The 20,986-nt window shown below is 71.3% G+C and carries 24 protein-coding genes; 8 read left to right on the top strand and 16 right to left on the bottom strand.

The genetic code is table 11. The features are described 5' to 3' along the window. Nucleotides 1–36: 36 nt before the first annotated feature. Both BEK98_RS40600 and BEK98_RS40595 read left to right on the top strand, forming a co-directional pair. A complete protein-coding gene (locus BEK98_RS40600) occupies nt 37–1,098 on the top strand; it encodes a LacI family DNA-binding transcriptional regulator (RefSeq protein WP_094221916.1) in 1,062 nt (353 codons plus the stop codon). 7 nt (nt 1,099–1,105) lie between these two features. Continuing rightward, a complete protein-coding gene (locus BEK98_RS40595; RefSeq protein ID WP_094221815.1) occupies nt 1,106–1,900 on the top strand; it encodes a hypothetical protein in 795 nt (264 codons plus the stop codon). Nucleotides 1,901–1,936: 36 nt separating this feature from the next. Here the strand turns inward: BEK98_RS40595 and BEK98_RS40590 are convergent, their stop codons facing one another. Continuing rightward, a complete protein-coding gene (locus tag BEK98_RS40590) occupies nt 1,937–3,460 on the bottom strand; it encodes an InlB B-repeat-containing protein (RefSeq protein ID WP_094221814.1) in 1,524 nt (507 codons plus the stop codon). 232 nt (nt 3,461–3,692) lie between these two features. Continuing rightward, nucleotides 3,693–4,991 carry a DUF6986 family protein gene (locus tag BEK98_RS40585; protein ID WP_094221813.1) on the bottom strand — a complete coding sequence of 433 codons (1,299 nt, stop codon included), beginning with the start codon at nt 4,989–4,991 and terminating at the stop codon, nt 3,693–3,695. Nucleotides 4,992–5,184: 193 nt separating this feature from the next. On the opposite strand from BEK98_RS40585, the gene BEK98_RS40580 reads away from it, so the two are divergent. After that, entirely contained in the window at nt 5,185–6,093 is a 909-nt protein-coding gene (locus BEK98_RS40580) for an endonuclease/exonuclease/phosphatase family protein (RefSeq protein WP_094221915.1), read from the top strand. Between the two features lie 57 nt (nt 6,094–6,150). Here BEK98_RS40580 and BEK98_RS40575 read toward each other — a convergent pair whose 3' ends face one another. From BEK98_RS40575 to BEK98_RS40560, 5 genes are all read right to left on the bottom strand, one after another. Further along, entirely contained in the window at nt 6,151–7,113 is a 963-nt protein-coding gene (locus BEK98_RS40575) for an electron transfer flavoprotein subunit alpha/FixB family protein (protein WP_094221812.1), read from the bottom strand. Nucleotides 7,114–7,165: 52 nt separating this feature from the next. Then, on the bottom strand, nt 7,166–7,954 hold the full coding sequence (locus BEK98_RS40570; RefSeq protein ID WP_094221811.1) for an electron transfer flavoprotein subunit beta/FixA family protein: 789 nt from the start codon (nt 7,952–7,954) through the stop codon (nt 7,166–7,168). Between the two features lie 218 nt (nt 7,955–8,172). After that, nucleotides 8,173–8,682: a flavin reductase family protein gene (locus tag BEK98_RS40565; RefSeq protein WP_094221810.1), complete on the bottom strand. Its 510-nt coding sequence runs from the start codon at nt 8,680–8,682 to the stop codon at nt 8,173–8,175. A gap of 49 nt (nt 8,683–8,731) precedes the next feature. Continuing rightward, nucleotides 8,732–8,812: a putative leader peptide gene (locus BEK98_RS51455; protein ID WP_373560402.1), complete on the bottom strand. Its 81-nt coding sequence runs from the start codon at nt 8,810–8,812 to the stop codon at nt 8,732–8,734. 83 nt (nt 8,813–8,895) lie between these two features. Next, complete coding sequence (locus BEK98_RS40560) at nt 8,896–9,309, bottom strand: thioredoxin family protein (RefSeq protein ID WP_094221914.1); 414 nt, start codon at nt 9,307–9,309, stop codon at nt 8,896–8,898. Nucleotides 9,310–9,384: 75 nt separating this feature from the next. On the opposite strand from BEK98_RS40560, the gene BEK98_RS40555 reads away from it, so the two are divergent. Together BEK98_RS40555 and BEK98_RS40550 are read left to right on the top strand one after the other, a co-directional pair. Further along, nucleotides 9,385–9,801, top strand: a complete 417-nt coding sequence (locus BEK98_RS40555; RefSeq protein WP_094221809.1) for a DUF4395 domain-containing protein — start codon at nt 9,385–9,387, stop codon at nt 9,799–9,801. 190 nt (nt 9,802–9,991) lie between these two features. After that, complete coding sequence (locus BEK98_RS40550) at nt 9,992–10,720, top strand: lysophospholipid acyltransferase family protein (RefSeq protein WP_094221808.1); 729 nt, start codon at nt 9,992–9,994, stop codon at nt 10,718–10,720. Between the two features lie 39 nt (nt 10,721–10,759). On the opposite strand, the gene BEK98_RS40545 is transcribed toward BEK98_RS40550, so the two are convergent. The 5 genes from BEK98_RS40545 to BEK98_RS40525 form a co-directional block, all read right to left on the bottom strand. Then, complete coding sequence (locus BEK98_RS40545; protein WP_094221807.1) at nt 10,760–11,470, bottom strand: B3/B4 domain-containing protein; 711 nt, start codon at nt 11,468–11,470, stop codon at nt 10,760–10,762. Nucleotides 11,471–11,480: 10 nt separating this feature from the next. Continuing rightward, on the bottom strand, nt 11,481–12,074 hold the full coding sequence (locus BEK98_RS40540) for a transglutaminase-like domain-containing protein (RefSeq protein ID WP_094221806.1): 594 nt from the start codon (nt 12,072–12,074) through the stop codon (nt 11,481–11,483). Nucleotides 12,075–12,152: 78 nt separating this feature from the next. Then, nucleotides 12,153–13,223, bottom strand: coding sequence for a threonine aldolase family protein (locus tag BEK98_RS40535; RefSeq protein ID WP_094221805.1), 1,071 nt, complete (start codon nt 13,221–13,223; stop codon nt 12,153–12,155). Further along, complete coding sequence (locus BEK98_RS40530) at nt 13,220–13,984, bottom strand: SDR family NAD(P)-dependent oxidoreductase (protein ID WP_094221804.1); 765 nt, start codon at nt 13,982–13,984, stop codon at nt 13,220–13,222. Before BEK98_RS40530 ends, BEK98_RS40535 begins: the two co-directional genes overlap by 4 nt. Before the next feature lie 38 nt (nt 13,985–14,022). Continuing rightward, nucleotides 14,023–15,420: a DUF6421 family protein gene (locus BEK98_RS40525; protein ID WP_094221803.1), complete on the bottom strand. Its 1,398-nt coding sequence runs from the start codon at nt 15,418–15,420 to the stop codon at nt 14,023–14,025. Between the two features lie 404 nt (nt 15,421–15,824). On the opposite strand from BEK98_RS40525, the gene BEK98_RS40520 reads away from it, so the two are divergent. Further along, nucleotides 15,825–16,508: a glycerophosphodiester phosphodiesterase gene (locus BEK98_RS40520; RefSeq protein WP_094221802.1), complete on the top strand. Its 684-nt coding sequence runs from the start codon at nt 15,825–15,827 to the stop codon at nt 16,506–16,508. Nucleotides 16,509–16,535: 27 nt separating this feature from the next. Here BEK98_RS40520 and BEK98_RS40515 read toward each other — a convergent pair whose 3' ends face one another. Then, nucleotides 16,536–17,075 carry a GNAT family N-acetyltransferase gene (locus tag BEK98_RS40515; RefSeq protein ID WP_094221801.1) on the bottom strand — a complete coding sequence of 180 codons (540 nt, stop codon included), beginning with the start codon at nt 17,073–17,075 and terminating at the stop codon, nt 16,536–16,538. 70 nt (nt 17,076–17,145) lie between these two features. Between BEK98_RS40515 and BEK98_RS40510 the strand changes: the two genes are divergently transcribed. Further along, nucleotides 17,146–17,538: a VOC family protein gene (locus tag BEK98_RS40510; RefSeq protein WP_094221800.1), complete on the top strand. Its 393-nt coding sequence runs from the start codon at nt 17,146–17,148 to the stop codon at nt 17,536–17,538. Here BEK98_RS40510 and BEK98_RS40505 read toward each other — a convergent pair. Beyond that, complete coding sequence (locus tag BEK98_RS40505; protein WP_094221799.1) at nt 17,535–18,368, bottom strand: class I SAM-dependent methyltransferase; 834 nt, start codon at nt 18,366–18,368, stop codon at nt 17,535–17,537. The two genes, BEK98_RS40510 and BEK98_RS40505, sit on opposite strands and share 4 nt — an antisense overlap. Nucleotides 18,369–18,526: 158 nt before the next feature. Here BEK98_RS40505 and BEK98_RS40500 point away from each other — a divergent pair, with 158 nt between their 5' ends. Beyond that, a complete protein-coding gene (locus BEK98_RS40500) occupies nt 18,527–19,291 on the top strand; it encodes a VOC family protein (protein ID WP_094221798.1) in 765 nt (254 codons plus the stop codon). Between the two features lie 37 nt (nt 19,292–19,328). Here the strand turns inward: BEK98_RS40500 and BEK98_RS40495 are convergent, their stop codons facing one another. Both BEK98_RS40495 and BEK98_RS40490 read right to left on the bottom strand, forming a co-directional pair. Beyond that, on the bottom strand, nt 19,329–19,862 hold the full coding sequence (locus tag BEK98_RS40495) for a DUF7919 family protein (RefSeq protein ID WP_094221797.1): 534 nt from the start codon (nt 19,860–19,862) through the stop codon (nt 19,329–19,331). Between the two features lie 18 nt (nt 19,863–19,880). After that, a complete protein-coding gene (locus tag BEK98_RS40490) occupies nt 19,881–20,579 on the bottom strand; it encodes a MarR family winged helix-turn-helix transcriptional regulator (protein WP_425276654.1) in 699 nt (232 codons plus the stop codon). Between the last annotated feature and the right edge of the window lie 407 nt (nt 20,580–20,986).

The raw sequence follows: 20,986 nt of genomic DNA, 5'->3' as shown, positions 1-20,986 counted from the left end.
GTGGACAACCCGGACGACAGGACAGGACGCCGCATCGTGCCCGAGACCACCCGCCGCGCAGACCGCCCCGCCGACCGCCTCTCCGGGACGCGTTACGGCAACCGTCCCACGATGAAGGACGTGGCCGCGCGCGCCGGGGTCGGCCTGAAGACGGTGTCCCGCGTGGTCAACGGCGAGCCCGGCGTCACCCCGGACACCGAGCGCCGCGTCCAGGAGGCGATCGACGCGCTCGGCTTCCGCCGCAACGACAGCGCGCGCGTCCTGCGCAAAGGCCGTACGGCCAGCATCGGCCTGGTCCTGGAGGACCTCGCGGACCCGTTCTACGGCCCGCTGAGCCGCGCGGTCGAGGAGGTGGCCCGGGCGCACGGCGCCCTGCTGATCAACGGCTCAAGCGCCGAGGACCCGGAGCGGGAGCAGGAGCTGGCGCTGGCACTGTGCGCCCGGCGGGTGGACGGTCTGGTGGTGATCCCGGCCGGTGACGACCACCGGTACCTGGAGCCGGAGATCAGGGCGGGCGTGGCCACCGTGTTCGTGGACCGCCCCGCGGGGAAGATCGACGCCGACGTCGTGCTGTCCGACAACTACGGCGGCGCCCGCGACGGTGTCGCCCACCTGATCGCGCACGGCCACCGCCGGATCGGGTTCATCGGCGACATGCCCCGCATCCACACCGCGGCCGAGCGGCTGCGCGGCTACAGGGCCGCCATGGAGGACGCGGGGATACCGGTCGAGGAGCGGTGGATGTCGCTCGGGGCGACCGATCCGGTGCGGGTGCGCCGGGCGGCCGAGGAGATGCTCGCGGGCCCCTCCCCCGTCACCGCGATCTTCGCGGGCAACAACCGGGTGACGGTCACCGTGGTCCGGGTCCTCGCCGAGCAGTCCCGTCCGGTCGCCCTCGTCGGCTTCGACGACATCGAGCTGGCCGATCTGCTCCAGCCGGGCGTCACCGTCGTCGCCCAGGACGCGGCCGCCCTCGGCCGGACCGCCGCCGAGCGCCTCTTCCGCCAGCTGGACGGCACCCTCGTCCAGCCGGAGCGCATCGAGCTGCCGACCCGTCTGATCACCCGCGGCTCCGGCGAGCTGCCGCCCGCCGGGTGAGCGGCCCGTGACCGGCCGCACCCTGGAGGAACTGGGCCTCGCCGAGGCACCCCGCGACCATCCGCTGCTCTATCCGGGCGCGTGGCCCGCCGGCTCCGGGCTGCTGCACGGCGACCGCATGCTGCCGCTGGACCGCCTGGTGTACGACGACCGGGTGCCGGTCCTCGCGGTCGGCTCCAACGCCTGCCCCGGTCAACTGCGCCACAAGTTACGGGAGTCCGGGATCGACTCACCCATCCCGATGGTGCGGACGCGGGTGACCGGACTCGACGTGGGCGTCTCCGCGCACGTCAGCCGCCTGGGCTATGTCTCCGCCTCCCCGGTCAAGTCTCCTAGCGCGTTACGCGAGTTGTTCGTCATCTGGCTGGACCCGGGGCAACTGGCCGTGATCGACGCGAGCGAGGGCGTACCGCTGCCCGACGGCAACTTCCGCCGGGCCTGGCTGCCCGCACCGGACGTACGCATCGAGCCGACGGACGGTCAGGTGCTGCCCGGGGCGTACGCGTACGTCAACCGGCACGGGGTCCTGCACAACGACGCCGGTGCGCCGCGCCGGCATCCCGGCCAGCACGCCCTGCTGACCGAACTCCTCGGGGAGTCCGCCCCGTTGCGGGAGCTATTCGGTGCCACCCCGGAGGAGTTCTGCGCCCGGGCTCGTGCGGACGCCGCGCTGTGCGCGCGGGGCACCCGGCTGTTCGCGGAACACGCGTGGGTGACGGAGTCGGGGCTGGAGCCGTACGCGCGGCCGTCGGGTCCGGGGCCGTCGGCCGTGTCCGGTACGGCCGACGGCTGCTCGGGGTGATGTCCGCCGGTCAGGAGTGACGGGGCGCGCGTGGGCTCACGTGGCCCGGTTGAAGAGCGCGACGACGCTGCGGTTCTTGTCCATGGTGATCTGGTAGTTGGTGGTGGTGTCGCTCTGCTTCACGCCGTCGACCTCCCAGCCCGCGAACACGAAGCCGGCCGCCGGGTGGGCGGTGAGGGTCACCTGCGTGCCGGGGTCGTAGGGCCCGAACTCACTGACGGTGATGCTGCCGCCGCCTGCCGGGGAGACGGACATCGTGAGGGTGTGCCGGTTGGTCACCTTCGTGGCGCGGTAGTCGGACACGAGCGGGGTGGCGAGCTGGGCGATGCCGGCGTTGTTGTTCTTCGCGTCGCCGAGGATCTTGCCGTCGGCCGTCTTGTTGACGGTGTTGGAGTACTGGTTGATGACCTTGCACGTGGGCAGGCAGGGCGTGTTGTAGGCCATCAGCGTGTGGAACTTGTTGTCGGACGTGATCCAGCCGAAGTTGGTGTCGTTCGGCCCCGGCGGCGTCTCCCCGTTGTTCGCCACGGTCTTCCGGTCGTGCCGCATGCCCAGGTTGTGGCCGATCTCGTGGCCCAGGTTGTCCCAGTCCATCACCGACAGGACGCTCGTGACGGAGTAGGCGCTCTCGCTGGTCCTCGAACTCACGGGAATCGGCAGATCGGCCGAGCCCGAGCTGTTCTCGGCGGGGATGGAGGCGAGCAGGGCCACCAGGTCGGCGCCGAAGTCGTCCCGGAACGCGTGGGCCGTGGCGCCCAGCGTCAGATCGGCTCTCTTGTTGAGCTTGTTGAGCACGGTGTTGGCGTCCTCGTTGGCGACGCCGGACGGCGACGTCTGGTACGAGTGGACGACGTGCACGCTGGCCGGCACATGGCTGGTGGCGAAAGCCTTGTTGAGCTGGCTCACTCCGTAGCGGATCCGGGCCTGGACCTCCGGCACCCCGCCGAGCTCGGTGACGGCCGCGGGGGTGTAGGGGACGAGGAGGTCGATCGCGACCGGGTTGTTGTTGTCGGCCTTGGGCGTCTTCTCCGGGTGCCCGGGACGGCCGGCTCGCGGCAGGGTCACGGTGTCGCCGGGCCGTCCGCTGGGGGGCAGCTTCAGCGTGTCGATCTCTGTCAGGCGGTACTTGCCCGGATGCTTGGGCAGGGGGGTGAACAGGTAGTCCTTGGTGCCGATCTCGATGACGCCGTCGAGGGTGGTGTGGCCGCCGCCGCGCGTGCAGGCTCCGATGATGGACAGGGACACCGTGTTCTCGGGCTTCTTCGGGTCGTACCCGTCCCAGTAGATCGTGCCGTTCGCATCCTTGTGGTAGTAGTCGCGCATCGCGGTGATGCCTCGGGTGCCGGGGAAGAGCCGGAACGTACGGGTCTCCGGCACGCCTTCCTTCTGCGTACGGCACAGGGACGCGAACTCCTTGGCGTTGGCGCGCAGTACGGCGGTGCGCACCACCCAGGGCTCGTGGCCGTACCCGCCGTCCGCGGGCGGCGCGGCCTTGGCCAGGGGAAGGGGCGCGAGAAGAGCGGTCGCCGCGGTACAGGCGACCAGCAGGGAACGACGCATGGGGGACGTCAGCCTTTCTGTGGGGGAACGTGCCCCATGATCAGCGTCTGTTCGCGTCGTGCCGTCGAGCGCGGGGTCGCGGGAGGGATGTCGCCCGGAGGTTCATCCGGTCAGCCGCCTGCGGACCCGACCGGGGTCGCGCGCCGCAGGGGGGCGCCGCCCGGACGCGCAGCCGCCCCCGTCGCCCTTCTCGTCGGGCACCGGGGGCGGCTCGTCGTGTCGCGGGACGCCGCTACTTCGCCGAGGCCGTCAGGTCGCCGCGCCGGGGCGCCGCGAAGCCCTCCAGGTCGGCCCGGGTCAGGCCGGTGAGGCGGGCGACCTCGGCGATGTCGAGGGCGCCGCAGTCCAGGCCGCGCAGCAGGTAGCCGCTGAGGGCCTTGGCGGTGGCGGGCTCGTCCATGACGTCGCCGCCCGCACGGTTGGCGTAGCGCGCGAGCCGGCCCGCAGCCTGCTCGAAGCCCTCGCGGTAGAAGGCGAAGACGGCGGCGTAGCGGGTCGGGATGTGGCCGGGGTGCATGTCCCAGCCCTGGTAGTAGGCGCGCGCGAGCGCCCGCCGCGTCAGGCCGTAGTGCAGGCGCCAGGCGTCGTGGACCTTCGCCGTCGGGCCGACCGGGAGGACGTTGGTGGAGCCGTCCGAGACGCGTACGCCGGTGCCGGCGGCGGCGACCTGCATGATCGCCTTGGCGTGGTCGGCGGCGGGGTGGTCGCTGGCCTGGTAGGCGGCGGAGACGCCGAGGCAGGCGCTGTAGTCGAAGGTGCCGTAGTGCAGGCCGGTGGCGCGGCCCTCGGCGGCCTGGATCATGCGGGCGACGGTCGCGGTGCCGTCGGTGGCCAGGATGGACTGGCTGGTCTCGATCTGGATCTCGAAGCCGAGCCGCCCGGCCTCCAGGCCGTGCGCCTTCTCGAAGGCCTCCAGGAGGCGGACGAAGGCCGTGACCTGCTCGGCGTACGTCACCTTCGGCAGCGTCAGCACCAGGCCCTCGGGCAGGCCGCCCGACTCCATCAGGCCGGTGAGGAAGACGTCGAGGGTGCGGATGCCCCGGTCGCGTACCGCGGCCTCCATGCACTTCATGCGGATGCCCATGTACGGGGCCGCCGTGCCGTTCTTGTAGGCCTCGGCGATCAGCCGGGCGGCGCGGGCGGCCGTCGCGTCCTCCTCGGCGTCCGGGCGGGGACCGTAGCCGTCCTCGAAGTCGACGCGCAGGTCTTCGATCGGCTCGCGCTCCAGCTTGGCGCGGACGCGGGAGTAGACGGGCTCGGCGAGGTCGTCGGACAGGCCGAGGACGGCCGCGAAGGAGGCCGCGTCCGGGGCGTGCTCGTCGAGGGCGGCGAGGGCCTGGTCGCCCCAGGAGCGGATGGTGTCTGCGGCGAAGGCGTCACCGGGTACGTACACGGTGTGGACGGGCTGCCGGGTGCCGGGGTCTCCGGGGTAGCGGCGCTCCAGTTCCGCGTCGACCGGCGCGAGGGAGGCGCTGATCTCCTCGCTGACGGCGCCCGCGAGGCTCGTCGCCACCTTCTCCTGCTGACCCATCCCACACCCTCCATATTTCCGCTCTACGGAATCAACAATCCGTAGAATGAAGTTATCCGGGGACTTCGAGCTGGTCAACACCATGTCCACGCGGCGCCACTCCGACACCTCGCCGAGTTCACGCCCCTCTCACGCCGCGATGTCACACTTCTCCCCGCACGACTCGCCCGGCCGTTCCGTCGAAGGAGCCTCCGTGCCGAACCGCAGCCGAGTCACGCGCCGCCCGGTCCTCAAGGCCGCACTGGCCGCAGCCGCCGTCACCGCTCCCCTGTCCAGTACAGCACTGCCCGCCCCGTCCGCCTCGGCCGAGGAACACCGGGCCCGCCCGCTGGGGGTCATGTCCTTCAACCTGCGTTTCGCGAGCAGTGCCGAGCCCAACAGCTGGGCCGTCCGCAGACCGGTGATGCGCGCACTGCTGCACCGCGCACACCCTCATGTCATGGGCACCCAGGAAGGCCTCTACCAGCAGCTGCGCGACATCGACTCCGACCTCGGACCGCGCTACGACTGGATCGGGACCGGCCGCCAGGGCGGCAGCCGCGGCGAGTTCTCGGCGATCTTCTACGACGCCCGCCGCCTGTCCCCGGCCGAGCACCACACCTTCTGGCTCTCCGGCACCCCGGAAGTGATCGGCTCGAACACCTGGCGAGCCGCGTTCCCCCGCGTCGTCACCTGGGTGCGCTTCCGCGACCTGGACGACGGCGGACGGGAGTTCTACGTCCTGAACACCCACTTCGATCACGCGAGGCAGTCCGCGCGCGAGCACAGTGCCGTCCTCATGGCCCAGCGGATCGCCGGCCTCGACCGTTCGCTGCCGGTCGTGGTGACCGGCGACTTCAACGTCGCCGCGCACAGGAACCGGGTCTACGACACGATGCTCGGCGCCGGTCTCGTCGACACGTGGGACACCGCCGCCGAGCGCGGCGCGCCGTACGGCACGTTCCACGGCTACAAGCCGCTCGTCCCGAACGGCGACCGCATCGACTGGATCCTGGCCACGCCGGGGGTCACGACCCGGCGGGCGGCGATCGACACCTTCTCCAGCGACGGCCAGTTCCCGAGCGACCACCTGCCCGTGCAGGCCTGGGTCACCCTGGGATGAGCAGAGGCCCCCGTGACCGGCGCGCGGTCACGGGGGCCTCGTACAGCCTGGCGGCGATCAGCCCTTGCGGGTCTTGATCTCCTCGGTGAGCTGCGGGACGACGTCGAAGAGGTCGCCGACGACGCCGTAGTCGACCAGGTCGAAGATCGGGGCCTCGGGGTCCTTGTTGACGGCCACGATCGTCTTCGAGGTCTGCATACCGGCACGGTGCTGGATGGCGCCGGAGATGCCGTTGGCGATGTACAGCTGCGGGGAGACCGACTTACCGGTCTGGCCGACCTGGTTGGTGTGCGGGTACCAGCCGGCGTCCACCGCGGCACGCGAGGCACCGACGGCCGCACCGAGCTGGTCGGCGAGGGCCTCGATGATCGAGAAGTTCTCCGCGCCGTTGACACCGCGGCCACCGGAGACCACGATCGCGGCCTCGGTCAGCTCCGGGCGGCCCGTCGACTCACGCGGCGTGCGGGCGGTGACCTTGGTGCCGGTGGCCTGGTCCGAGAAGGACACGGCCAGGGCCTCGACCGCACCGGCGGCCGGGGCGGCCTCGACGGCGGCCGAGTTCGGCTTGACCGTGATGACCGGGGTGCCCTTGATGACGCGGGACTTGGTGGTGAAGGACGCGGCGAACACCGACTGGGTGGCCACCGGGCCCTCGTCGCCGGCCTCGAGGTCGACGGCGTCGGTGACGATGCCGGAGCCGATGCGCAGCGCCAGGCGGGCGGCGATCTCCTTGCCCTCGGCGGAGGACGGGACCAGCACGGCGGCCGGGGAGACGGCCTCGTAGGCGGCCTGCAGGGCGTCCACCTTCGGGACGACCAGGTAGTCGGCGTACTCGGCGGCCTCGTGGGTGAGGACCTTCACCGCGCCGTGCTCGGCGAGCGCGGCGGCGGTGTCGGCGGCGCCGTTGCCCAGCGCGACGGCGACGGGCTCGCCGATGCGGCGGGCCAGGGTCAGCAGCTCCAGGGTGGGCTTGCGGACGGCACCGTCCACGTGGTCGACGTAGACGAGGACTTCAGCCATGGGATTGCTCTCCTGCGTAACGAAGTTGAGGGGCGGTCAGCGGGTGCGAGCCTTAGATGAACTTCTGGCTCGCGAGGAACTCAGCGAGCTGCTTGCCGCCCTCGCCCTCGTCCTTGACGATGGTGCCGGCCGTGCGGGCCGGACGCTCGGCCACGGCCTCGACCTTGGTGTACGCGCCGTCGAGACCGACCTCCTCGGCGTCGATGTCGAGGTCGGACAGGTCCCAGGACTCCACCGGCTTCTTCTTGGCCGCCATGATGCCCTTGAAGGACGGGTAACGCGCCTCGCCCGACTGGTCGGTGACGGAGACGACGGCCGGGAGGGAGGCCTCCAGCTGCTCGCTGGCGGCGTCGCCGTCACGGCGGCCCTTGACCGTGCCGTCCTCGACCGAGACCTCGGAGAGCAGGGTGACCTGCGGGACGCCCAGCCGCTCGGCCACCAGGGCCGGGACGATACCGCCGGTGCCGTCGGTGGACGCCATGCCGGAGACGACCAGGTCGAAGCCGGCCTTCTCGATCGCCTTGGCCAGCACCAGGGAGGTGCCGATGGCGTCGGTGCCGTGCAGGTCGTCGTCCTCGACGTGGATGGCCTTGTCGGCGCCCATCGACAGCGCCTTGCGCAGCGCGTCCTTGGCGTCCTCCGGGCCGACCGTGAGAACGGTGACCTCGACGTCGTCGTCCGAGTTCTCGGAGATCTGCAGCGCCTGCTCGACCGCGTACTCGTCGAGCTCGGAGAGCAGACCGTCCACGTCGTCGCGGTCGACGGTCAGGTCATCGGCGAAGTGCCGGTCGCCAGTGGCGTCGGGCACGTACTTCACAGTGACAACGATCCTCAAGCTCACGCCGGCTCTCCTACTGCATCGTCATTTCCGGGCTGCCTCTTGCAGGCAGCATAGGCGCCTCAAGCGGCCGATCCCGGTCGGGGCGTCCGCGCGCTCCGACCGAAATATTACTCGTCAGTACACCCAGTTCCTGCCCGCTAAGCAAGCGCTTTGAACTGTGACCTTCGCAACGCAGCGTAACCGGAACTCGACGGCTTCGCAGGGCGGGAGGGGCGTGATCAATCCCGCAGGCCGTTGAAGCGGCCCTGGTGGTAGAGAAGGGGACGCCCGGCGCCCGCGGAGTCGCCGAGGACCACCTCGGCGAGCACGATGCGGTGGTCACCGGCCGGGACGCGGCCGACGATCCGGCAGACGAGCCACGCCAGTACGTCGTCCAGGACGGGTACGCCGTTCGGGCCCTCCCGCCAGGCCGTGGGCGCGCCGAAACGGTCGGCGCCGCTGCGGGCGAAGGTGGCGGCCAGGTCGCTCTGGTGCTCGCCGAGTATGTGGATGCCGATGTGCTCCCTCTCGGCGACGGCGGGCCAGCTGGAGGCGCCCGTACCGATGCCGAAGGAGACCAGCGGGGGTTCGGCGGACACGGAGGTGAGAGAGGTGGCGGTGAAGCCGACCGGGCCCGAGGCGCCGCGCGCGGTGATCACCGCGACACCGGCGGCGTGCCGGCGGAAGGTGGAGCGCAGCAGGTCGGGCGAGGCGAGCTGGAAAGCGCCGAGATCGGGCGAGGCCGTCATGGAGTTGTCCTTCTGCGAGGGGTGACGAGCGGGGCCGGTGCTGTTTCGGTCAACAGCGCGGACAACACGCGCTCGACGTGCGGACCAGGTCGACGTGGACCCGCCCGAAGAGAAGGAGTTCGGTCGGCATAGGGTCAGGCTGACGATAGGTGGCGTGCGCAGTCAAGTTCGTTTCGGGATCTGGGAGATGCCTCACCGTGCGCCCGAGCGGCCTCACACCGCTTCCCCCAGGGCGGCGATCACGTCGGCCTTGCGCGGCTGTCCGGTGGCGCGCCGCACCACCCGGCCGTCCGCGTCCAGGACCAGCACGGTGGGCGTCTTGAGGATCTCCAGCTCGCGTACGAGGTCCAGATGGGCCTCGGCGTCGATCTCGACGTGGGTGACGCCGGGGACCAGTCCGGCGACCTCGCCGAGGACGCGCCGGGTGGCCCGGCAGGGTGCACAGAAGGCACTGGAGAACTGTACGAGCGTGGCCCGCTCACCGAGTTCGCCGCCCAGCTCGGCCGCTCCGAGCCGCCTGCCGTCGTCCCGCCCGCGCACCCGCACTCTCCCGCTCCGCCGCTTGTGCAGCACTCCGTAGGCGCTCGCCACGGCGAGCACCGCCACGCACACCATCAGTCCGGTCATCTTCTGCACCAGCATTCATGAGACTGCAAAGATTCCCGCCTCCCCATGGAGTTTCCGTTGCGGAATGCTTGATTCATGGAGATCGATGCGAGGGGGCCCCGCTTCGCGGCGGCCGTGACGACCGTCGTACTGGCGCTGGCGCTGATCACGCAGAGCGCCTGGGTACTGGGCTGGCAGACGCTGGCGTTCGCGCTCGGCGCGGCGGGCGGGGTGAGCCGGTCGCCGTACGGCCGGCTGTTCCGGACGCTGGTGCTGCCGCGGCTCGGACCGCCGACGGAGTTCGAGGCGCCGGAACCGCCGCGGTTCGCGCAGTCCGTGGGCCTGTTGTTCGCCGGGCTCGGACTCGTCGGGTTCACGCTGGGTCCGGCCTGGCTGGGGCTCGCGGCGACCGGGGCCGCACTCGCCGCCGCCTTCCTCAACGCGGCGTTCGGGTACTGCCTGGGGTGCGAGATGTTCCTGCTCCTGAAGAGGGTCACGGTACGTACGGAGTAAAGGGGGCTTAAAGACCGAGGTAGGGACTAGGCCGACGTGACGAGGATCTCGCCGCCGCGGGGCACCAGGACTGGCTACCCGTCCGTTCTTCGGGCACGATCTGCGAGACGCCGTAAACCTACGGCTGCGTAACTTTCCCGCCGGGAGCCCCCCCCTTTCCCGAGCAGAGCAGAAAGGGCCCACCCCGCCCATGGCAGAGCTGGTCTACCGTCCCGTCGTCGGTCTCGCCAAGACGCTGTTCAAGGCCTGGGACCTGAAGATCGACTGCGAGGGGTCGGAGAACATCCCGCGCTCGGGCGGTGCCGTCCTGGTGAGCAATCACATCAGCTACCTGGACTTCATCTTCAACGGCCTGGCGGCCCTGCCGCAGAAGCGTCTGGTGCGCTTCATGGCGAAGGAGTCCGTCTTCCGGCACAAGGTGTCCGGGCCGCTGATGCGCGGGATGAAGCACATCCCGGTGGACCGCAAGCAGGGCGAGGCGGCCTTCGCGCACGCGCTGGACTCGCTGAAGTCCGGTGAGGTCATCGGGGTGTTCCCGGAGGCCACGATCTCGCAGTCCTTCACCCTGAAGAGCTTCAAGTCGGGCGCGGCCCGCCTCGCCCAGGAAGCGGGCGTCCCGCTCGTCCCGATGGCGGTGTGGGGCACGCAGCGGCTGTGGACCAAGGGGCACCCGCGCAACTTCCGGCGCAGCCACACCCCGATCACCATCCGGGTCGGCGAGCCGGTCGAGGCCCCGCGCGACCAGTACGCGGGCGCCATCACCCGCCGCCTGCGCGAGCGCGTCCAGGACATGCTGGACGTCGCTCAGCGCGCCTACCCCGCCCGCCCGAAGGGCACGGAGGACTCCTGGTGGCTTCCGGCCCACCTCGGAGGTACGGCACCCACGGTCGAGCAGCTGCGGGCGGCCGAGGCGCGCTGACGCCCGCACCGGCCGCCGCCCGCTTCGACTCCGCGTCGGTCAGGCGGAGGCCCCGGCCGTGGCCGGAGCGTGCACCTCGATACGGGCGCCGGGGCTGAACTTCTCCAGCAGCTCGGCGAGTTCGGTACCCGCCGCCTCCGCCTCCGGGACCGGCATCGGGGCGAGGGTCTCCAGCAGGAAGACGCCGGTGACCGTCTCCTCGGTGAGGCGGGTGCGCGGGCCCTGGCGCCAGTTCCAGCGACGGCAGGTCACGCCGGCCTCGTCGCGCCACACGACCTCGCCCGCGTCGGGGTGTTCGACGACCTCCTCGCCGCCCGCGACCGTGACGAAGTCCTCCTCGCCCGTGGCGCGCACAAGCCGCATCCCGCCCTGGATGCGGTCGATGTCCTCGCCGCCGACCGGGATCAGGTGGGCGACGCTGATGGCGTTGTAGAGGTCCACGAGCAGGTTGATCCGGGGCAGGCCGCCGTCGGCGAGGGCCCGCTTGGCCAGCGCTTCGGCCGAGTTGCGGGTGCGCGACGGCTTGGAGCCGAAGGCGGTGTACATCTCGCGCCAGGCGACCATGTGCGGGTCCTCGTGCGGCGCTCGTCCCTCCAGGCGGGCGGCCAGCCGACGGGCCGCGTCGTCCAGCAGCGCCGAACTCGCTTCGGTGCTGGGCCCGTTGACGAGGTCGTACGCCTCGATCACGACGTGGGTGAAGCCGGGCGCGAGGGCGCGGACCTCGTCGGACACGGTGAGAGTGAGCGTCATCTGCCTCGCCTCAGAGAGTGCTGGGGAGCGTCTTCCACAGGGCCGACCGGTCCGGGGCCGCTTTCAACGCACTGAGGACGGCCGGGTGCGGTTCAGCATACAGGGCTGGATAGTCCACCTCATTGGACGCCGGATCGGGGATCCAGGGCAGCCGCTCGCCCTCCAGGGAGAACTGGGCGTCCACGCCTGGCTTGTTGCCGCGCGGGTCCTGCCGGTGCCATGCCCCGTGGAAGCGTACGGCGACCAGGCCGTGCACGGCGTGGCCGCTGCCGTCGTCGTGCAGCAGCCGTTGATAGCACAGGGCCGTGGGGATGTCCTCGGCCCGCAGCAGGGCCGCCAGGGCGTGCGACTTGGCGTAGCAGATGCCCGTGCGCTGCTCCAGCACGTCCGAGGCACGCCAGGTGACACGCGGGTCGTCGACGTCGGCGGAGTGCGGGATGACGTCACGGACGAATTCATATGCGGCTTGCGCATAGGCATACGAGTCCGCGACCCCGTCGGCCAGTCGGGCGGCCGTCTCCCGCACCACGGGATGGTGATGGTCGATGACCTCGTCGGCGGCCAGGTAAGCGGACAGGTCGGCGGTGTTCTGGATCAGCCCCATGGCACCAGAGCATAGGAATGCGATCACCCGACAGTCAATGACTTTTCAGGTGACCGCATACCTATGCATGTTCGGAGGCTACCGCGCCATCTCCTCCTTGAGCGCCGCCACGAACGTGTCGACGTCCTCCTCCGTGGTGTCGAAGGAGCACATCCAGCGCACGACACCGGCTGTCTCGTCCCAGAAGTAGAACCGGAACCGCTTCTGCAGGCGCACGCTCACGTCGTGCGGGAGCTTGGCGAACACGCCGTTGGCCTGCACCGGGTAGAGGATCTCCACGCCGTGCACCGCGCGCACACCCTCGGCCAGCCGCTGGGCCATCTCGTTGCCGTGCCGGGCGTTGCGCAGCCACAGGTCCTTGGCGAGCAGCGCCTCCAGCTGCACCGACACAAAGCGCATCTTGGAGGCGAGCTGCATGGACATCTTGCGCAGATGCTTCATGCGGCCGACGGCGTCCTGGTTGAGGACCACGACCGCCTCGCCGAACAGGGCGCCGTTCTTCGTCCCGCCGAGCGAGAGGATGTCGACGCCGACCGCGTTGGTGAACGTCCGCATGGGCACGTTCAGGGACGCGGCCGCGTTGGCTATCCGGGAACCGTCCAGGTGCACCTTCATGCCGTGCGCGTGGGCGTGCTCGCAGATCGCCCGGATCTCCTCGGGCGTGTAGAGCGTGCCCAGCTCCGTGCTCTGGGTGATCGAGACGACCTGGGGCATCGCCCGGTGCTCGTCCTCCCAGCCCCACGCCTGCCGGTCGATCAGCTCGGGCGTGAGCTTGCCGTCGGGCGTGGGCACGGTGAGCAGCTTCAGGCCGCCCATACGCTCGGGGGCGCCGCCCTCGTCGACGTTGATGTGCGCGCTCTCGGCGCAGATCACCGCGCCCCAGCGGTCGGTGACCGCCTGGAGCGCGACGACGTTCGCGCCGGTGCCGTTGAAGACCGGGAAGGCCTCCGCGCCGGCCCCGAAGTGGCTGCGGATGATCCGCTGGAGGTTCTCGGTGTAGTCGTCCTCGCCGTACGCCACCTGGTGGCCGCCGTTGGCCAGGGCCAGGGCGGCCATCACCTCCGGATGCGCCCCGGCGTAGTTGTCGCTGGCGAAACCGCGGACCTGCGGGTCGTGGTGGCGACGCGCGTCGGTCCTGGGAGGGTTCACGGCTTCTCGGTCAGCCACAGACGGTTTCCGTTCACTTCGGCGGCGGACTTGCTCCAGACGCCCTCGATGGCCTCGGCCAGGTCCTTGACGTCCGTGAAGCCCGCGAACTTCGCGTTGGGGCGTTCGGCGCGCATCGCGTCGTGCACCAGCGCCTTCACCACCAGGATCGTAGCCGCGGAGGTGGGGCCCTCGGCGCCCTCGGAGAGCCCCGCCTTGTGGAAGTAGTCGGCCATGGCCAGCGTCCACGCCTCGGCCGCGGCCTTGGCGGCGGAGTACGCGGCGTTGCCCGCGGTCGGCTTGCTCGCGCCGGCCGCGCTGATCAGGACGTACCGACCGCGGTCGCTGCGCTGCAGCGCCTCGTGGAAGGCGAGGGAGGTGTGCTGCACGGTCTTGACGAGCAGCAGCTCCAGGAAGTCCCAGTCGTCCAGGCTGGTCTTGGCGAAGGTCTCGCTGCCGCGCCAGCCGCCGACCAGGTGCACCAGGCCGTCCACGCGCCCGAAGTCCTTCTCGATGTGGGTGGCCCAGTCCCGGGTGGACTGCAGGTCGAGCAGGTCCACCGTGTCGCCGGTGACGGTGGCGCCACCGGAGGCGTACCGGGCCGCGTCCACGGCCTCCGACAGACGCTGCGGGTCGTTGTCCGCCCCGACGACGGTCGCACCGGCCTCGGCCAGCCGCAGCAGCGTCGCGCGCCCGGCGGGTCCGCCCGCACCGGCCACCGCGATCACCGCGCCACTGAGCGCCCCGTTCGCGCCGTTCCCCATGATCTTCCCCTCTGAAGCAGTGTTCTGGACGCGGCCGCTCACGCGGCGAGCCGCTCGGCGCTGTCCGCCGTGATGCCCTTGGTGGAGGCGATCACGTTCTTCAGCTTCTTGGACAGTGCCTCAAAGAACATGCTCAGCGGAAACTCGTCCGGAAGCACGTCGTCCACGAGCTTGCGCGGCGGCTGGGTCAGGTCCAGGGCGTCGGGACCCTTGGCCCACTTGGAGCCGGGGTGCGGGGCGAGGTAGGTGGAGACCAGCTCGTAGCCCGCGAACCAGTGCACGAGCTTGGGGCGGTCGATGCCGTCCCGGTACAGCTTCTCGATCTCGGCGCACAGCTGGTTGGTGACCTGCGGGGCGCGCTCCCAGTCGATGGTCAGCTTGTTGTCGGTCCAGCGGATGACGTCGTGCTTGTGCAGGTAGGCGAAGAGCAGCTGGCCGCCGACGCCGTCGTAGTTGCGCACCCGGTCACCGGTGAGCGGGAAGCGGAACATGCGGTCGAAGAGCACCGCGTACTGCACGTCACGGGCCTGCGGGACGCCGTCCGCCTGGAGCTTCACGGCCTCCTTGAAGGCGGTGAGGTCACAGCGCAGCTCCTCCAGGCCGTACATCCAGAACGGCTGGCGCTGCTTGATCATGAACGGGTCGAACGGCAGGTCGCCGTGGCTGTGGGTGCGGTCGTGGACCATGTCCCACAGCACGAAGGCCTCTTCGCAGCGCTTCTGGTCGTGGACCATCGCGGCGATGTCCTCGGGCAGCTCCAGGCCCAGGATGTCCACGGCCGCGTCGGTGACCCGGCGGAAGCGGGCGGCCTCGCGGTCGCAGAAGATGCCACCCCAGGAGAAACGTTCCGGCGCCTCGCGCACGGCGATGGTCTCCGGGAACAGGACGGCGGAGTTGGTGTCGTAGCCCGCCGTGAAGTCCTCGAACTTGATGCCGCAGAAGAGCGGGTTGTCGTAGCGGGTGCGCTCCAGCTCGGCCAGCCAGTCCGGCCACACCATACGCAGCACGACGGCCTCGAGGTTGCGGTCCGGGTTGCCGTTCTGCGTGTACATCGGGAAGACGACCAGGTGCTGCAGACCGTCCGCGCGGCCCGCCGCGGGCTGGAACTGGAGCAGGGAGTCGAGGAAGTCCGGCACCTGGAAGCCGCCCTCGGCCCAGCGCCGCAGGTCCTTCACGAGGGCCTCGTGGTAGGCGGCGTCATGCGGAAGCAGCGGGGAGAGCCGCTCGACCCCCTCGACGACACGGCCCACGGCCGCCTCGGCCTCGGCCCGCTGCGGGGCGCCCTCGGCGTCGAAGTCGATCGATCCGTCCGTCGACTGCCATGGCCGGATCTGCTCCACGGCATCCTTGAGCTCGGGCCAGGCCGGGTGCTCAACGACCCTGGTCAGCGAAGGAACCTGCCCTTCGATACCCGCCTGCACAAGAATTTCCGTCATATCCCATCCTCCACGGGAGAACCTCGCGTATGGACACCGTATGCATACCCCGTTTCTCCCAGCAAGAGGCAGCTCGGGAAATTATTCTGCCGATCCGCATGGTCACCGACATTTTTCCTGTCGGAAACCGTGACGACGGTCACTTTCGTCGCGAGGGCGGAGGGTGTGCGGCTACGGAGGGACCGATCGGATCCAGCCGGTCAATATCGTGGGGACTCGCCCACCCCCGGGTGACCCGGCAGGCGCATACGAGCCAGGCGCCGCATGCGTCGCGCCCCGATCCGCCGCGCAGGTGCGGGTCCATCCCGGGAGCAGGCCATTAGGCTGCGGCCTTGCCGCGCGCACGACGACGTCCCGTCGGGTTCGCCGGCGCCGAGCCGCCGTCGACGGAAGCGAGTTGAACCTTGAACTTCCTTACCATCGGTCACCGCGGGGTCATGGGTGTCGAGCCCGAGAACACCCTCCGTTCCTTCGTCGCCGCGCAGCAGGCCGGCCTCGACCTGATCGAACTCGATCTCCATCTGAGCAAGGACGGCGCCCTGGTCGTCATGCACGACGCAGAGGTGGACCGCACGACCGACGGCACCGGCCCGATCGCCGAGAAGACCCTCGCGGAGCTGCGCGCCCTGGACGCGGGCCGCGGGGAGCGGGTGCCGGTCTTCGAGGAGGTCCTGGACGCGGTGAAGACACCCCTGCAGGCGGAGATCAAGGACGTGGCGGCGGCCAGGGCGCTCGCCGAGGTCATGCACCGGCGGGACCTGGTCTCCCGGGTCGAGGTGTCCTCGTTCCACGACGAGGCGATCGCCGAGATCGCCCGGCTGGTGCCGGGCGTGCGCACGGCGCTGATCGCGAGCCGCTACGGCACCGACGTGGTGGAGCGCGCCACCGCGGTGGGTGCCAAGGCGGTCTGTCTCAACATCCGCCGGCTGACCCTGGAGGTCGCCGAACACGCGCGCGCGGCCGAGCTGAGCATCATCGGCTGGGTGGTCAACACACAGGACCACCTGCGGCTCGCCCGCGCGCTCCAGCTGGACGGCGCGACGACCGACTACCCGGAGATCAAACGCACGGGCCGTTTCACCGCCTGACCCGGCGCCCGATCTCCCGGCTGAACGTCACACCAGGGGCTTGACCAGCAGCTCGAACTGCAGGTCGGCGCGCTGCGGAATGCCGAAGCGCTCGTCGCCGTACGGGAAGGGCGTCATCTCTCCCGTACGGCGGTAGCCGCGGCGCTCGTACCAGGCGATCAGGTCGTCACGGACCGAGATCACGGTCATGTGCATCTCGGTGACGCCCCAGGTCTCCTGGGCCAGCCGCTCCGCCTGGGCGATGACGACCTTGCCGAGGCCCGCGCCCTGCAGCGTGGGGCTGACCGCGAACATGCCGAAGTAGGCGTGCCGGCCGCGGTGTTCGAGCTGGCAGCAGGCGACGATCCGGCCTTCCTGCTCGACGGTCAGCAGCCGGCTGTCCGGCGACTTGATGACCTGGAGCACGCCCTCCGGATCGGTCCGCTGCCCCTCCAGGATGTCCGCCTCGGTGGTCCACCCGGCGCGGCTGGCGTCACCCCGGTACGCCGACTCGATCAGCCCGACCAGCGCGTCGACATCGGCGTCGGTGGCGTCGCGGAACGTCGGTCCGGTGGCGGTGGTGTCCATGGGGTGGTCTCCGATCTCGGGCGCGGCTGAGCCAGGGATGAGGGTAACTCTGCCACTAGAGTCCGGATGCATGGTGCACGTACTGAGCAGCCGGACCCTGCTCCGCCCCACCGACCCCGAACGCTCCCGCGCCTTCTACGGCGAGCAGTTGGGCCTGTCCGTCTACCGCGAGTTCGGCACGGGCCCGGAGCGCGGGACCGTCTACTTCCTCGGCGGCGGCTTCCTGGAGGTCTCCGGCCGCGCGCAGACCCCGCCGTCGCCGGCGGTCCAGCTGTGGCTGCAGGTCGAGGACGTGACCGCCGCGCACGAGGAACTGCTGAGCAAGGGCGTCGAGATCGTACGGCCGCCGGTGCGGGAACCCTGGGGCCTGATCGAGATGTGGCTCAGTGACCCGGACGGCACACGGATCGTGCTGGTGGAGGTGCCGGCGGAGCATCCGTTGCGGTATCGGCCGGGGATCTAGGCCGCCCTGCTGCCCGCCGTGAGCAGGTGGCCGCTGATGCCGAGCAGGGACGGCTGCGACTCGGTCTGTCGGAGTGCTCGCAGGACCAGGTCCCGGCGGGCCGGGTCGTCGAGCCAGTCGGAGACGTCGCCCATCAGCCAGGCGGCGCCTTCCAGGCCGTACTGCCCGTGCGGTGTCAGGCCGGCGTCCGAGAACTCGGCCGGGACGTCGGCGGGCTCGTGGAAGTAGGCCGTCGTGAACAGGGACTTCGACCCGCCGATCGGTCGCATTCGGCCGTCGCCGCCCGCCGCCTCGATCGGCGGCCGCCGCTCGGCGTCGAAGTACCGCCCCGTGTTCAGGCTGTCGTGCAGGGCCGAGTACCGGTTGATCGTGGCGGCCACCACGAGTCCTCCGGGCCGCACCACCCGGCGGGCCTCGGCGAGTGCCCGTACCCGGTCCTCCCGATCGAGCAGGTGGTAGAGGGGTCCGAGGAGCAGGGCCACGTCCACGGACGCGTCCGGCGCCGCCAGGGCACGGGCGTCGCCGACGCGCGCGGTCACGCCGGGCAGACGGGCCGCGCGTTCGACGTGCAGGGACACCGGGTCCACGAGTTCCACCGCGTGGCCGTCGGCGGCGAGCCACTCCGCGTGGACGCCGCTGCCGCCCCCGACGTCCAGGATCCGCGCCGGAGCGGGCGGCAGGAGGCGGCGCAGGACGTCCTGGGTCCGCCACAGCTCAAGGCGTCCGACGCCCGAGCGCAACCGGCCGTCCTCCCCGTCCCGCTCGTAGTACTCCGCGATCTCCTCGGCGAGTGCGGGAGCCCCGGCTTCCGCTGCGTGATCCCTCTCCATCCCGGCAGCCTCGCCTCTCGTACCGGGATCGGACAAGCGAATTCGAGGGGGAGCGTGGTCTCCGGATGGCCGGTGCCCGCGGCCGGGGCTAGCGTGCGAGAAGGGGCCTCCTCGGTCTCCTCTCACACAGCGGGCCCGAGCGACCGGAAGGAGCTGTCATGAAGTTCGACAAGCCGGTGATCGGCGGCCCCTGCTGGACCGAGTTGGGGACCAGCGACCTGGAGGGGGCCAAGGGGTTCTACACGGAACTGTTCGGCTGGCGGCCGGAGACGGATCCGCGGCAGGAGGCGGGCGGGTACACGGTGGCACACCTGGGGGACGCGGCGGTCGCCGCACTCACCCCGCTGTACCAGGAGTCCCAACCGGTCGCCTGGAAAGTGTCGTTCGCGGTGACGGACGCGGACGACGCGGCACGGCGCGTGGAGGAGGCCGGCGGGACGGTGATCCTCGGCCCGATGGACGTCTTCGACGTCGGCCGGTTCGCGGTGGCCCTCGACCCGACCGGTGCGGCGTTCCAGCTGTGGCAGGCGCGGGCCTTCCCGGGCGCCGGCCTGTTCAACTCGCCCGGCACGCTCGGCTGGGTGGAACTGGCGACCCGGGACACCGGCCGGGCCCGGGACTTCTACACCACGGTGTTCGGCTGGAGCGTCAACGCCTCACAGTGGTACACGCAGTGGGGCATCGGCGGGGAGGACTTCGGCGGGATGGCCGACATGGGCGACCGGTTCCCGCCCGAGGTGTCGCCGCACTGGCTGCCGTACTTCGCGGTGGACGACGTGGACGCGACGGCCGAGGTCGCCCAGCAGGCGGGCGGTGCCGTCGTCATGCCACCCACGTCCGTCCCGGACGGCCCCCGCATCGCGGTGCTGCGGGACCCGCAGGGAGCGGCGTTCGGCGTGCACCAGGCCGGCGAGGAGGGCTGAGCGGTCGGCTTTCGGTCGGCCCGGTCGGGACGCCGAGTCACTCCTCGTCGACGTGACGGAGCACCGCGTCGTCGGGGATCCAGGGGAACCGGATGCCCGGGAACCTTGCCGGCCAGGGACCGTACGGGTCGAAGGCGAACACCGCGTCGATGAACGGCCGGGGCGGCAGGTAGCCGTGGTCGGCGACGTAGTGGCCGATGAGGAGTGGCGCGGCGAAGGCGGTTCCCCGGGGGCCGGGGACGCGGATCTCACCGGTTCCGGCGCTGGCGCGCAGGTGCCCGGGCCGGGGCACGTACCAGGGGTGGGAGTCCGGCAGGGGTGTGGCGCAGAGGTCGCATGCGTGCAGGCCCAGCATGGCGTTGACTTCCTGGGCGCCGAGGATGGCCAGGAGCCTGTCCGTGAAGTCCTGGGGCGCCGGGCCGCTGGACCAGGGGCGGCCCGCTTCCAGCCATCCGACGTTGAGTCGGGCGTAGAGCGGTCGGAAGCTGACGAAGCGCATGCCGTCGGTGACATCGCTGAACTGGTCGCCCTCGTCCCAGTAGGCGTAGGGGCTCAGGTCCTCGTAGAACATGCGGTCAGAGCCTGTCCTTCACGCCCGCAGCGCACCCATCCGCCCCTCCAGCCCGCTGAGCAGGTCGGCGAGTAGGGCGGCCAGTTCGCCCTGGCCCTCGGGGGCGAGGACGGACAACACGGCGGTCTCGTAGGAGAGTTGGTCGGGGAGGATGCCGTCCACCAGGTCGCGGCCGGCGTCGGTGAGGCGGAGGTGGGCGACCCGGCGGTCACGGGTGTCGCCGCGCCGCTCGACCAGGCCGCGTTCGGTGAGGTGCTTCAGCCGCTTGGTGACGGCGGCCCCGGAGGAGAAGGTCTCCCGGGCCAGGTCCCCCGGGGTCAGCTCGTGGCCGGTGCGGCGCAGTGCGCCGAGCAGGTCGAACTCCGGGCGGCTGAGCCCGGCCCGGCGCAGCGGGGCGTCCTCGGCCTGCTGGAGGAGGGCGGCACAGCGGTTGATCCGGCCGATGACCTCCATGGGGCCGGTGTCCAGCCCGGGGTGCACGGCGCGCCATTGCCGGACGACAGCGGCGACGGTGTCGCCCCGTGCTGGGCCGCTCTCGGAAGCCCTGGGGTCAGACCCGGCCTCGCTGTCGCTTCCCGGCCGCCGGTCCGCCGGGGCCTCTCCGGCACTTGGGTGCGCCTCAGCGCTACTGCCCTCGGCCCCCTGCGGCCCGTCCGCCTCGTCGGCGCCGGCCTTCGACTGCCCCTCGGGGGCATCGCCCCGAGCCTCGTGCCGCACACCGCCGTCGTCGGCCCCGGCCGTCGACCGCCCCTCAACCGCACCGCCCCCAGGCAAGTGCCACTCTCCCGCCTCGTCGCCCCCGGCCGTCGACCGCCCCTCGACCGGGTCATTCCCGGTCCCGTGCCTCACACCCGCCTCGCCGCCCCCAGCCGTCAATCGCCCCCCGACCGAGCCACCCCCAGCCACGTGCCACTCCCCCGCCTCGCCGCGCCCCGCCGTCGACCGCCCCTCAACCGGGCCACCCCCGGTCCCGTGCCTCACACCCACCTCGTCGCCCCCAGCCGTCAACCGCCCCTCAACCGCACCGCCCCGCCCCTCCGGCCGCCCGCCGGCCCGGCCACCCTCGGAGGTCGATCGCCGCTCAGCCGTAGGCCGTCCGCTCGTCGCAGCACCCCCGGCCCCCG

This window comes from Streptomyces diastatochromogenes (genome assembly GCF_002242805.1).
Taxonomy (GTDB): Bacteria; Actinomycetota; Actinomycetes; order Streptomycetales; family Streptomycetaceae; genus Streptomyces; species Streptomyces diastatochromogenes.
This window is presented reverse-complemented; position numbering and strand designations above follow the sequence as displayed.

What these genes read in the sequence shown, in the direction of transcription:
- BEK98_RS40550 (WP_094221808.1), top strand. Translation starts at nt 9,992, where the DNA reads ATGGCAGAGCTGGTCTACCGTCCCGTCGTCGGTCTCGCCAAGACGCTG.
- BEK98_RS40590 (WP_094221814.1), bottom strand. Translation starts at nt 3,460, where the DNA reads ATGCGTCGTTCCCTGCTGGTCGCCTGTACCGCGGCGACCGCTCTTCTC.
- BEK98_RS40585 (WP_094221813.1), bottom strand. Translation starts at nt 4,991, where the DNA reads ATGGGTCAGCAGGAGAAGGTGGCGACGAGCCTCGCGGGCGCCGTCAGC.
- BEK98_RS40560 (WP_094221914.1), bottom strand. Translation starts at nt 9,309, where the DNA reads ATGACCGGACTGATGGTGTGCGTGGCGGTGCTCGCCGTGGCGAGCGCC.
- BEK98_RS40495 (WP_094221797.1), bottom strand. Translation starts at nt 19,862, where the DNA reads ATGTTCTACGAGGACCTGAGCCCCTACGCCTACTGGGACGAGGGCGAC.
- BEK98_RS40540 (WP_094221806.1), bottom strand. Translation starts at nt 12,074, where the DNA reads ATGGGGCTGATCCAGAACACCGCCGACCTGTCCGCTTACCTGGCCGCC.
- BEK98_RS40575 (WP_094221812.1), bottom strand. Translation starts at nt 7,113, where the DNA reads ATGGCTGAAGTCCTCGTCTACGTCGACCACGTGGACGGTGCCGTCCGC.
- BEK98_RS40525 (WP_094221803.1), bottom strand. Translation starts at nt 15,420, where the DNA reads ATGACGGAAATTCTTGTGCAGGCGGGTATCGAAGGGCAGGTTCCTTCG.
- BEK98_RS40510 (WP_094221800.1), top strand. Translation starts at nt 17,146, where the DNA reads ATGGTGCACGTACTGAGCAGCCGGACCCTGCTCCGCCCCACCGACCCC.
- BEK98_RS40530 (WP_094221804.1), bottom strand. Translation starts at nt 13,984, where the DNA reads ATGGGGAACGGCGCGAACGGGGCGCTCAGTGGCGCGGTGATCGCGGTG.
- BEK98_RS40500 (WP_094221798.1), top strand. Translation starts at nt 18,527, where the DNA reads ATGAAGTTCGACAAGCCGGTGATCGGCGGCCCCTGCTGGACCGAGTTG.
- BEK98_RS40565 (WP_094221810.1), bottom strand. Translation starts at nt 8,682, where the DNA reads ATGACGGCCTCGCCCGATCTCGGCGCTTTCCAGCTCGCCTCGCCCGAC.
- BEK98_RS40505 (WP_094221799.1), bottom strand. Translation starts at nt 18,368, where the DNA reads ATGGAGAGGGATCACGCAGCGGAAGCCGGGGCTCCCGCACTCGCCGAG.
- BEK98_RS40545 (WP_094221807.1), bottom strand. Translation starts at nt 11,470, where the DNA reads ATGACGCTCACTCTCACCGTGTCCGACGAGGTCCGCGCCCTCGCGCCC.
- BEK98_RS40515 (WP_094221801.1), bottom strand. Translation starts at nt 17,075, where the DNA reads ATGGACACCACCGCCACCGGACCGACGTTCCGCGACGCCACCGACGCC.
- BEK98_RS40555 (WP_094221809.1), top strand. Translation starts at nt 9,385, where the DNA reads ATGGAGATCGATGCGAGGGGGCCCCGCTTCGCGGCGGCCGTGACGACC.
- BEK98_RS51455 (WP_373560402.1), bottom strand. Translation starts at nt 8,812, where the DNA reads ATGCCGACCGAACTCCTTCTCTTCGGGCGGGTCCACGTCGACCTGGTC.